At 45.6% G+C, this 11,068-nt stretch carries 11 protein-coding genes and 1 pseudogene; 8 read left to right on the forward strand and 4 right to left on the reverse strand.

Annotated features, from left to right (window positions below):
• Window positions 1-72: 72 nt before the first annotated feature.
• Window positions 73-1,626: an ATP-binding protein gene (locus QUB14_RS12950; RefSeq protein WP_333217358.1), complete on the forward strand. Its 1,554-nt coding sequence runs from the start codon at window positions 73-75 to the stop codon at window positions 1,624-1,626.
• Window positions 1,627-1,851: 225 nt separating this feature from the next.
• On the opposite strand, the gene rsmA is transcribed toward QUB14_RS12950, so the two are convergent.
• Window positions 1,852-2,691 carry a 16S rRNA (adenine(1518)-N(6)/adenine(1519)-N(6))-dimethyltransferase RsmA gene (rsmA, locus tag QUB14_RS12955; protein WP_333217359.1) on the reverse strand — a complete coding sequence of 280 codons (840 nt, stop codon included), beginning with the start codon at window positions 2,689-2,691 and terminating at the stop codon, window positions 1,852-1,854.
• A 180-nt stretch (window positions 2,692-2,871) separates the two neighbouring features.
• Here rsmA and galK point away from each other — a divergent pair, with 180 nt between their 5' ends.
• Window positions 2,872-3,951: a galactokinase gene (galK, locus tag QUB14_RS12960; RefSeq protein WP_333217360.1), complete on the forward strand. Its 1,080-nt coding sequence runs from the start codon at window positions 2,872-2,874 to the stop codon at window positions 3,949-3,951.
• Here the strand turns inward: galK and QUB14_RS12965 are convergent.
• From QUB14_RS12965 to QUB14_RS12975, 3 genes are all read right to left on the reverse strand, one after another.
• Entirely contained in the window at window positions 3,941-4,315 is a 375-nt protein-coding gene (locus tag QUB14_RS12965) for a signal peptidase I (protein ID WP_333217361.1), read from the reverse strand. The genes galK and QUB14_RS12965 overlap by 11 nt on opposite strands.
• A 299-nt stretch (window positions 4,316-4,614) precedes the next feature.
• Window positions 4,615-5,307 carry an SRPBCC family protein gene (locus QUB14_RS12970; RefSeq protein WP_333217362.1) on the reverse strand — a complete coding sequence of 231 codons (693 nt, stop codon included), beginning with the start codon at window positions 5,305-5,307 and terminating at the stop codon, window positions 4,615-4,617.
• Window positions 5,308-5,325: 18 nt separating this feature from the next.
• Window positions 5,326-6,489, reverse strand: coding sequence for a baeRF3 domain-containing protein (locus QUB14_RS12975; protein WP_333217363.1), 1,164 nt, complete (start codon window positions 6,487-6,489; stop codon window positions 5,326-5,328).
• A gap of 255 nt (window positions 6,490-6,744) precedes the next feature.
• Here QUB14_RS12975 and QUB14_RS12980 point away from each other — a divergent pair, with 255 nt between their 5' ends.
• The 6 genes and pseudogenes from QUB14_RS12980 to QUB14_RS13005 all read left to right on the forward strand — a co-directional run.
• On the forward strand, window positions 6,745-7,422 hold the full coding sequence (locus QUB14_RS12980; protein ID WP_333217364.1) for a DUF2834 domain-containing protein: 678 nt from the start codon (window positions 6,745-6,747) through the stop codon (window positions 7,420-7,422).
• A gap of 180 nt (window positions 7,423-7,602) precedes the next feature.
• A complete protein-coding gene (locus QUB14_RS12985; RefSeq protein WP_333217365.1) occupies window positions 7,603-8,202 on the forward strand; it encodes a class I SAM-dependent methyltransferase in 600 nt (199 codons plus the stop codon).
• A gap of 409 nt (window positions 8,203-8,611) precedes the next feature.
• Window positions 8,612-9,253, forward strand: a complete 642-nt coding sequence (ycaC, locus tag QUB14_RS12990) for an isochorismate family cysteine hydrolase YcaC (RefSeq protein WP_333152046.1) — start codon at window positions 8,612-8,614, stop codon at window positions 9,251-9,253.
• A gap of 145 nt (window positions 9,254-9,398) precedes the next feature.
• The gene (locus QUB14_RS12995) at window positions 9,399-10,151 is read left to right on the forward strand and encodes an antibiotic biosynthesis monooxygenase (protein ID WP_333217366.1); all 753 of its coding nucleotides are present in this window, start codon (window positions 9,399-9,401) and stop codon (window positions 10,149-10,151) included.
• 107 nt (window positions 10,152-10,258) lie between these two features.
• Window positions 10,259-10,555: a hypothetical protein gene (locus QUB14_RS13000; RefSeq protein WP_333217367.1), complete on the forward strand. Its 297-nt coding sequence runs from the start codon at window positions 10,259-10,261 to the stop codon at window positions 10,553-10,555.
• 111 nt (window positions 10,556-10,666) lie between these two features.
• Window positions 10,667-11,068 (forward strand): annotated as a pseudogene (locus tag QUB14_RS13005) (transposase domain-containing protein); the annotation flags it as partial.

Here is an 11,068-nt window from a genome sequence, read left to right on the forward strand (position 1 = left end):
TGAAAGAAACCCCTGGTTGAAATTAATTGACACCAGTCCCCGTCCATTTTCTCACAACTCAAAGGAAAAATTATGCAGGAAATGTGGAAAACTTTTTTTAGTTCCGGGTCATTTATTCCTCACGGTCACTGCTATCTCTGGCATACCCCGTTAGTCTGGCTTCACGTTGCCTCAGATTCTATAATTGCACTGGCGTATTTTTCCATCCCGATTACATTGGTTTATTTTATTTCCAAACGCGAAGATTTGCCCTTTAATTGGATCTTTGCCCTGTTTGGAGCCTTTATCGTCGCCTGTGGGATCACTCACATATTTGAACTCTGGACGCTTTGGCATCCTACCTATTGGCTTTCAGGAACAATGAAAGCAATTACTGCCATTGTTTCATTTGCTACAGCCATACTTTTGCTAGACTTAATACCTCAAGCCCTAGCACTTCCCAGTCCCGCACAGTTAGAATCCGCCAACCAACTCCTAGAAGCTGAAATTGTCGAGCGCCAATTAGCAGAAGCTGCACTACAAAAAGCTAAAGAAGAATTAGAAATTCGAGTTGAGGAACGCACCGCAGAGTTAAAGTCTCAAACTCAACATTTAGAATTTGCCAACAGACTGCTAGGAGCTGAAATTGTCGAGCGTCAATTAGCAGAAGCTGCCCTAAAACAAGCTAAAGAAGAATTAGAAATTCGAGTTGAAGAACGCACCGCAGAGTTAAAGTCTCAAACTCAACAGCTCGAACAAGCCTTGTCTGACTTGAAGCAGGCTCAATCCCAGCTAATTCAGAGCGAAAAAATGTCGTCTTTGGGGCAATTGGTCGCTGGTGTTGCTCATGAAATCAACAATCCGATTAACTTTATTTACGGCAATGTTACTTACGTTCGCCAGTATACCGATAGTTTGCTAGAACTGGTCTATCTTTATCAAGAGCAGTATCCAAATCCCCTACCCCAAGTTAAAGAAAAACTCAAGTCTGTAGATTTAGATTTTATCATTTCTGACCTGCCAGAAATATTAATTTCTCTGAAAAATGGCGCCGAGCGCATTCTCGGTATTGTCAAGTCGCTGCGAATTTTTGCTCGCCATGACGAAGCAGAAATGAAATTAGCCGACATTCACGAAGGAATTGACAGTACACTGATGCTTTTGCAAAGCCGATTGAATGCTCAGCAAGGTTTGTGGAGCATTCAAGTTATCAAAGAATATGGCAATTTACCGCCAATAGAGTGCTATCCCGGACAGTTAAATCAAGTATTTATGAATATCATGGCTAATGCTATTGATGCTTTAGAAGAGGACAGTCATCGCGAGTCGATTGCAGCCGATGAAGCTAATCCCCGCCTCATCAAAATTTCTACCAAACTTTTAGACAGTGAAATGGTAGAAATCAGAATTAGCAACAACGGCCCCGACATAACAGAATCGGTGATAAAGCACTTATTTAATCCCTTTTTTACCACTAAACCAGTAGGGAAAGGCATAGGGTTGGGTTTATCTATCGGCTATCAAATTATCACCGTAAGACATCTAGGCGAATTGCAGTGTATTTCTGCACCGGGGAAAGGTACGGAATTTATTATTAAAATTCCCGTGAGGCTGAAATACACCTTAAAAAATGCACAAGAAAGCTAAATTTAACTGCCCAACCTTCCCGGTTCCGTGGCACTAGACATGGGATACTTCCTCCCGACTCAACATTACTTAATGTAATTAATTTATGGCTGTATCAAACTTCATTTCGCACCGACATACTTTGAGATAAAAAACTATATCCACTCCTGTAGATTATCGGTAAAAAATCTTTTTATATTCAGGACTAACAGTCTTTATTCAATAGCTAGAGGACTGACTACCTAACTAAAAATTATTAAGATTTAGCTGACTGGACATAATATTATTACTCAAACTTACCCATTGAGCCACGCTTAAATCTTCGGCACGAGATTGAGGATTTACCTGTAACTCTTCTAGCAGTTGAACCAGTTTATCTAAATCCACAGCCCCTTTCAAATTATTTCGCAGCATTTTGCGCTTGCTACCAAAACCCAACTTCACTAAATTTTCCAAATAGCGCGGATTAACCGCCGCAGTTTCTATCTGTCTCGGAACCAGCCGCACCACGGCAGAATCGACTTTTGGCGGCGGGAAAAAGTCTTTAGACGGCACATCGCAAATTAACTCGCATTCTGCTAAATACTGCACCCGCACCGACAAAGCGCCAAAAGCTGTCGAACCCGGTTTAGCATAAAGCCTTTGGGCCACTTCTTTCTGCACTAAGAGCACGATCGAATCGAAGGGTTTAGCAGCAGGAACAGATATCGTTCCCAGCAGTTTTTGCAGAATCGGGCCGGTAATATTATAGGGAATGTTGGCAACAACTTTATTGGGATTTTGGAAATTGGGAAAAGCCGTTAGTTCAGCCTCTAAGTCCATTTCCAAAATGTCGCCTTGCAGCAGTAAAAAATTGTCGGTTTTGCCGAGTTGTTTGGCTAGCTTGAGACACAAATCTCGATCGATCTCCACCGCTACAACAGACTCAGCCGCAGGCAGCAAACGCCGAGTCAAAATCCCCGTACCCGGCCCTATTTCCAGGACGCGATCGCGATCCAAAGAAGCCGCTTTCACAATCTTATCTAAGGCTTTCTCGCTTTTGAGCCAATGTTGAGCAAACTGTTTCCGGGGTCTGGTCGATCGCATTTTTTGAATTCTTGGAGAAATCTTAGCCTGTCATTCTATCACAGCTCAATATCTTTTCCTAACCTACGGTCATGTTGATTTTTGTTAACAGGGGTTGAATTAAGCAAAAAACATGGGCACTATAAAAGGATAAACGATAAAAAATAAATTAATTTGTTCCCAATTACCACTTCCCCAAAAATGCAATTCCAACGAGTATTTGGTACATTACCCCACACCACAGCCAGTGCGCCCGGAAGAGTAAACCTGCTGGGCGAACACACAGACTACAACGATGGATTTGTACTTCCAACTGCGATTCCCCAGTGCACAACAGTAGAAATCGGCTTCAGCAGCGACGCTCTACACCATTTTTATTCAGCAGAATATGACGAACTCATAAATTATTCAGACGACGATACAATACCGCAAAACTTCGTCAGTTATATCTGTGGCTGCCTCAGACTTTTAGAAAAAGAAGGATACAAAGTACCGCCAATAAATCTCTACATTACCTCCAATGTGCCGATCGGAGCCGGTTTGTCCAGCAGCGCCGCTTTAGAAATAGCAACCCTCAGAGGACTGCGCGCGCTGCTGAATCTCCCCCTAGATGACGTGCGGCTAGCTCAAATCGGACAGCAAGCCGAAATCCAGTATGCCGGCTTGAACTGCGGCATCATGGATCAAATGGCGTCGAGTTTAGCAGACACCAACACCATGCTATTTATCGACACCCGCAGCCTCGAATGCCGCCCGGTACCTTTTCCCGCAGGCACAGAAATTTTAATAATTGACAGCGGCGAAAGCCACAAACTAGCAGCAGGAAGCGGCTACAACGAGCGCCGCGCCGAGTGCGAGGAATCCGCGCGGATATTGGGAGTTAAGGCTCTCAGGGATATCGCCGATCCCCAAGCAGTGGAAGTATTGCCAGAACCCCTCAGGAGGCGAGCGCGCCATGTCGTTACCGAAAACAACCGCGTGCTCGAAGCGGTAAAATCTTTGCCAGCAGAGCGTTTTGGCGAGTTAATGAATGCTTCCCACGCGAGTCAGCGCGACGACTACGAAGTTTCGGTGCCGGCAGTAGACGCGCTGGCGGCAATCTTGCAGTCAATCCCCAGAGTCTTTGGCGCAAGGCTGACGGGCGGAGGTTTTGGCGGTGCTTGCGTAGCGCTGGTTGAGAGTGGGAAAGCGGGTGTTATCGCATCAGAGGCGATCGATCGCTACCAGCGCACGGGTTATACCGGCCGCGTTTTAGTTCCAGAAGTTAAAGTTAATTCTTAATTCCCGAACTATCTCCCGACAGCGAAGGCCAGCGCACCGTCACGATCGTCGAATCCTCCTCGGCCGACCAATAATGAGGAACTCCCGGCTGCCAGAGAGCATAATCTCCTTCGCGAGAAAGCAAGATTTCTTGCTGGGGAAATTGCAGGCGAAACCGCCCTTTTACCAGGATAGAAAGCGTGGTGGCTGCAGCATTTACCGCCCACTGAGTCCTGCAATCTCCGGCGGGGTGAGCGCCCCATTTTACCTCTAAAACTGAAGTCGATCGCGGGTCGTCTTCAGGCGTCATAAAGTGACCTGCAAACCACCCGCCGCGACTTGCGCCTTCAGCGCCCGCATTTCCAAAAACCACTTCTGAGGACATCAGTTAATAATGTAAAAAATAAATAAGTTGCCCACACAAACTATACCGTTTGTAGTAAGGACTTTAGTCCTGATAGATTCCTAGCTCCCGAGAAAGGGCTGAAGTCTTCACTACAAACTTTATGATGCTTATATCAAGGGACATGATATAAGATCATGTCCCTTGCATTGGTCGCGATAAAATAATTTTGTTGCCCGGTGGGGGCGGGTTTATAGATATTGTGGATGTGAATCAAAAATAGTTGGTAAAACCCCCCCCTACAGGAATTACCATTAATTTACCCGACACGAGCTAACTGATTACTTGCGACCCGAAGGTTGACCTTCCGTGGTAGCTATTTCCCCAGCTTCCATCAACTGCTTAAAGCGACGCAAATCATTGGCAATTTGCTGTTCGGGAGCTTCGCCAAATAGTTTAGCAGCGCCAGCACCAATTGCACCGCCCGGAGGGTTGTATTCGATGACAACTTTGACCTCTGTACCGCGTCCTGCAGATGCCGGTTGAAAGCGCACAAAACCTGAATTCTCAACATCAGCCCCTTCAACAGACGCCCAAGCAATTAAGCGATTTTCTTCTTCGCGGACAATCTCTGCATCCCATTCCACACTATTGCCCATCGGCGCGCTGGCAATCCAGTGAGAACGTTTTTCATCTATTACCGTAACGTGTTTGAGATGCTTCATAAACCGAGGCAAGTTTTCAAAATTGCGCCACAAACGGTACAATTCCTCAGCCGGTTTGTCGATCGTCACTGTCTTTTCAACTTTAATGCTTTGATTCGGATCGGCAGCCGATTGCAAACCCTCCACAACCCCCAGCCCGCGAGCCGCTAAACCGCCGCCCGCAACCGCCAGCAAAGCACCTCTCAAAGAACGCTGCGACAAACCAAAAAGCACCAGCGCCCCGCCACCAATTAAAGATGCCCAGCGTTCGGTATCGCCGCTGCTACTTTGGTTTTGTTTGTCGGAATTTGTGCTTGAAGTAGATTCCATTGCTTTAAACCTGGTAAATTAATAGCGAAAAATAGCAGCTAAAGGCGCCTCGTCCGGCACTTGTTCCGGCGGCATCGCGTAAACAGTTCCGCCGTTGAGAATAGTTTGAATTGCTGCCGCATTCAACAAATCTTCGTCGCCCAATTCTGGATCTGGGTGGATTTGCACCGCGTTCGTATCGGGATTAAAAGTACCCCACTGCTGAACGCCAAGAGCAACAAACAGTCGATCGACCCGTCCAAAATAAGCAGCCGAAACAGCTTCTTTCAAATCAGCAGAAATTTTATCGCTTCCTGTCAGATCGCGGTATTGTGCGATCGCCTCTGACTGAGCCTGCAAAAACAAAGGTTCCACCAGCGACAAAGCTTCGGCCCGCAACTCTTCCGGCTTGAGAAGTTTCTGATTGCCTGTAATTCCTTCTTCAACTAAATGCGGGTAGGTATTGGCTTCTCGGTAAAGCGGGAGCAAATACTCAACTCCAGCTAACACTAAAGGAGCTTTTTTATTGCGCAAATATTTGTGCAGCGCGGCATCGATTATGTGGAAATACTGCAAAATTTCCTGCTGGGGCTCATCTCGATCCGGACTTCCTTGACCGTGAAAACTTCCCGGCTGCTGAAAAGAATTATTAGTGCCTCCTTTGGAAGTAGCAATCCGAAACTGACCATCTTTAGCTGTCGGGTCATATTGCAGAGCCTCCTCAAGGCTTTTCGGCAAGTTTTCAACTTCAACCTCCCGAGCACTGTAAGCCGTACACTCAATCAGCCTCACTTCCTTTTTACTGAGAGCTAAAACATAAAATAAATTATCTCCTGTCAGCAGAGGCATCAGCGGTTTGACGTGAAAATTGTCGCTCACAACCACTAATTCATCAAAATTCACCGGACAGGTATAGTAGCGGAAAAATCCCGAACCGACAAAAATCGCCAGCAGGTTGCTTTGATTTTCCCAAAAGTTTTCCTGGTCAATTTCTGCTCGGACTGGCTCTAGCAATTGGGCAGCTTCTTTTTTGTCAAATCCGTACTCTACTATTTTGTCTTCAGCCTCTCTGATTAAATTTTTGAACCGAATCGGATTTTGTTGAATTTCTGTTCCTTGAGCGACTGGCATATAAATAGAGACGCACAATCCAGGAGATTGTTGTACCAGCGCTTTGAGTTCCTCTACAGATATTAAGTTCACCGCTGAAACTCCTTTTCTAATAAAGGGTGGTGTAATGAAAACAACCGATTTTTTAAAATGTATCTCCCCTAGCGCGGCTCCTGCGTCTGCCTAAAGTAATGATCGCCTGCTGTAGAGCCTTTCATCCCCGAACTAAAACGGGGTTTGCAGCCGCTGTTCCAATCGAACTGCTTATCACCTAAGATAGACGGCGCTAACTCGGCCGCTACTTTACCATAATTTAGTTTAGTCGGGTTCAACTACTCGTTATATCTGATGAAAACAAAAATGTTTCTGGGGTTGCTGTGGGCAACATTTATTGCCTACACCTTGCTGCTAGCTCCTCTCGATCGGCCCGGAACGCTAACAGTTATGGAAAAAATGCTCAAATTGCAGCTAGAAGGAATTAACCCCTACCTTGTAACGGTATTCGCTCTCCTGGGAGTGTGGCCGATGGTCTACGCTTGCCTCCTATTCATTGATGAGAAAACCCAAAATATATCCGCTTGGCCTGCTTTTATCGCTTCCAACGGCGCCGGCATCATCGGCTTAATTCCCTACTTACTCCTCCGCCAGCCTCAGCCACAATTTTCCGGCCGCAAAGATATGTCGGTCAAAATAGCAGACTCCCGCTGGACAGGGATTGTACTTTTACTAACTACTATCTGGCTGTTAGCTTGGGCTTGGTTAAATGGAGATTGGGGAGATTATGTCAGGCAGTGGCAATCAATTCCTTTTGTGCATTTAATAACTTGGGATTGTTGCTTGATGGCTGTAATATTTCCCTCTCTTTTGGGAGACGACATGGCACGCCGCGGACTCTCGGACGATCGCATTTTTTGGGCAGTGTCTCTAGTTCCGCTGTTAGGGCCGCTAGTTTATCTTTGTCTGCGCCCCCCTCTGCCAGAATCTGCAACTGAAATCGCCACTTTCCCACTGACAGCCAGAAATTGAAACATTATTGAAAAATTTGGTAGTGTTCAAGATGTAATGAATATTCAAGCCGCAACGGGATTAACAAACGCTCAAAAAGCGACATTGAAAGCGTTAGGGGCGATCGCGTAGTCTGGGTGTACCGTGGAGAAAGATTTTAATTGTGCTGAAAATCTCGATCGCCACTTATGAGGTCATTCTATGGAGCCAAATGATACATCGGCCCGCTACGACCGAATTGCCCAATGGTGGCAAACTGAGCATCGAGATTCAACTTACGGGATGGCCCAATTAGAACGGGCGATCCAATTTACTTTTAAGCAGCACGCAGCACTTGATGTCGGGTGTGGAAGCAGCGGGCGTTTTATCAACAGCTTATCCAAGCATGGATTTCAGCCTGAAGGACTTGATATTTCTAGGGAAATGATCGATTTAGCCCAGCGGCTACATCCAGAAATCACGTTTTACCGGGCAGACATTTGTGATTGGCTGCCGCCGAAACTTTACACCCTGATTGCAGCGTGGGATAGCACGTTTCATCTGCCAATCAACAAGCAAGCGCCTGTGATACAAAAGCTATGCGATGCGCTTGAACCCAATGGAGTGATCCTGTTTACTTGTGGCGGCGGACATACAAGCAGCGAGGTTTCGGGAGCATTTCAAGGTCAAGACTTTGATTACAGCACTTTGGGTGTAGATACTTTCCTGCAAATTCTGGTTGAGCATCATTGCACCTGCCGCCATCTCGAATATGACCAGTATCCTGAAAATCATGTTTATATCATTGCCCAAAAGACCTAATTTATAATTCGCACCATTAAAGTGTGGGATGTCGCAACTGGTCGCTGTAACCGGACGCTGATGGGCGATCGGCTGTATGAAGGTATGAATATTCAAGGGGCAACGGGATTGAGGAATGCTCAGAAATCGACATTGAAAGCGTTAGGGGCGTTGGTGTAACGTGTGCCGAGATTAGGGCGATCGCGTTAACTCAGCGCTTAACTTGCGGATCTTGAGTGGTGAAATTTGGTAAGATTTTGCAAACTGAGTTCATGCCGCAACAGGTTACGCCATAAGCCATTTAGAGGAAATAGACGTTTCGCTTTTAATAAAAAGCACATTATTAAGTTTTACAACTTAAGGCTTTGTGATTTTTGACTCCCTTCTGCAATTATTCATTCACCCATAACCCAAATAGGAGAAATACCTGATGTCTACATTCAAATACAACCGTCTAGACAAGAATAATGCTGCGGTTTTGCTGGTCGATCACCAAACTGGACTGTTCTCACTTGTGCGTGATATTGGTGCCGCTGACTTCAAAAATAATGTGCTGGCGCTGGCAAGTGCAGCCAAATTTTTCAACCTGCCTACAATTTTGACAACTAGCTTTGAGCAAGGCCCCAATGGAGTCCTCATCCCTGAACTGAAGGAGAAGTTTCCAGATGCTCCCTTTATTCCGCGTCCCGGACAAATCAACGCTTGGGACAACGAGGACTTTGTTAAAGCAGTAGAAGCAACAGGTAAAAAGCAATTGATTATTGCCGGAATTGTCACTGATGTATGTGTTACTTTTTGTGCGCTTTCGGCATTAGAGGCAGGTTATGAGGTTTTTGTTGTCACCGATGCCTCTGGAACCTTCGATGAAGCCTGTCGCTATGCAGCTTGGGATCGAATGTCTCGTGCTGGAGTTCAGTTGGTCAATTGGTTTAGCGTTGTGTGTGAATTGCACCGTGACTGGCGCAACGATATTGAAGGATTGGGTAGTCTCTTAGCAGAGTTTATTCCTGACTACAAAAACCTGATGACCAGCTATGCAGCAACGGCAAATGCTGGATCTCCCAGTAAGTAGTGAGAAAGCGCCTAGTTTATTTAGCTCGTGTGTAACTGAGTTAATATTGTCATCGTTAGGTTATGAATTTTACGTGGAACGTAGCGGTGACAACTACTTGGTTGTAAGTCACTCACGTAGAGGGTGTTTTTAATAGCTATTGTCAATGATTGTAAGTCTTTTTTTAGTCATTTCATCTCATGCCAAACCTTTTCGATCGCATTCGTTAATCTCCCTTCTGTTTCAAGACGTGCTGCCGAAAATTGCCGAGCAATTTGGTGTCTCTAGGGTGGTTGTTCAGAATAAAACTTTTCTGTCAGTTAATTCTCTAAATTATATGTTGGAAGAACCGTTGGCAAGCAATAGCAGTGAAGACAACTCTCTAGTCACCACTGTGATCTCTCATGTAGTGAAACCGGGGCGCGAGGAAGGTTACGAAGCATGGTTTCATGGCATCGCCGCAGATGCACGAAAATTCAAGGGACATCTGGGTGTCAGCACTATTCGACCCCAGCATCACGCCCATCCTGAGTACGTGGTCATTCTCAAGTTCGATTGCTACGACAATCTCAAGGCCTGGCTAGAATCTGATGTTCGGCGAGAGTGGATTGAGCGATTGCAGCCTTTGATTGAAAAGCCAGAAGATATTCAAACCCTCACCGGATTGGAAACCTGGTTTACGCTGCCCAATAAATCGATGAAGGCTCCACCCCCTCGCTACAAAATGGCGTTAGTTACATGGTTGGGAGTCTTTTGTACGATTTCTATTCTCAATCGTTTGCTGGTACCGCTACTATCCTGGCTTCCTGCCTTGCTCACATCTCTGATGATCTCAGCTCTGACTGTTATCCTGCTCACCTATTTGATCATGCCGCGCTTAACACAAATATTTCGCAAATGGCTATATCCCATTCCCTAAAATCATATGAATTTGTGGCGATCGCTAGCAGCGACGGGGACAATCGGTTTGGCTGGATAATTTTGAGCGAAGTTGGATTACCCACAGTAAGTTGCAGCACTACATGGATGACCATAGACTACGATGAAGCAGCAAAGTATTTACTAGATGAGACATGGGCTGGTCAATGGACTCGTAATCTCATGGAACCCCAAAATTTAACGCTCATTGAAATAACGGCTCTTCTTTCACGGATGCTCGATTACCCAATCAACTATGTCCAGATAACGATCGAATCGATACAGAACCAGCTTGCACTAGCGGGAGCGACACCAAATGTACAACAAGAGTTAGGAAAGCTGCTGCGTGCGCTTGCCAACCCTGACGGAATTTATGCCAATACGGTTCAGTTAAGGCTAAAATAGTGGTAAAATAGGTAGGGTGTCCAAAAAGGGAGAGCAAGTAAGGTGCATCTCAAAGAATTCTCATTAGTATCTCCCAAAATCCCAAGTAGGGAGATATTCAAAGCAATAGAAATGGCGATTCCTGCAAGTGCAATCGAACAGGCGATTACTAAAACAAAGGTTGAAGAGAAACGTCATCGTGCCCTGCCAGCACAACTGGTAGTGTGTCTGGTAATAGCAATGAGTCTGTGGTCAAAAGATTCAATGCGGGATGTCTTAAAAAATTTAATTGATGGTCTTAATGAAGCATGGGTGAAAATTGGTAAATATTGGCGGTTTCCCTGTAAATCGGCAATTACTCAAGCCAGACAAAGATTAGGAGCGGGCGTGATGAGACAGTTGTTTCATTCTGCAAGTGCGACCAATGGCTACAGTTGAAACAGTAGGAGCTTTTATTAGCGAACTCAGGGTCGTAGTGATAGATGGAACCTGCTTAGATATCCCAGATAGTGATGAAAATGCCCGGGTTTTTGG

Origin of the sequence: Microcoleus sp. B3-D2 (assembly GCF_036705345.1) — a bacterium.
Classification (GTDB): Bacteria; Cyanobacteriota; Cyanobacteriia; order Cyanobacteriales; family Microcoleaceae; genus Microcoleus.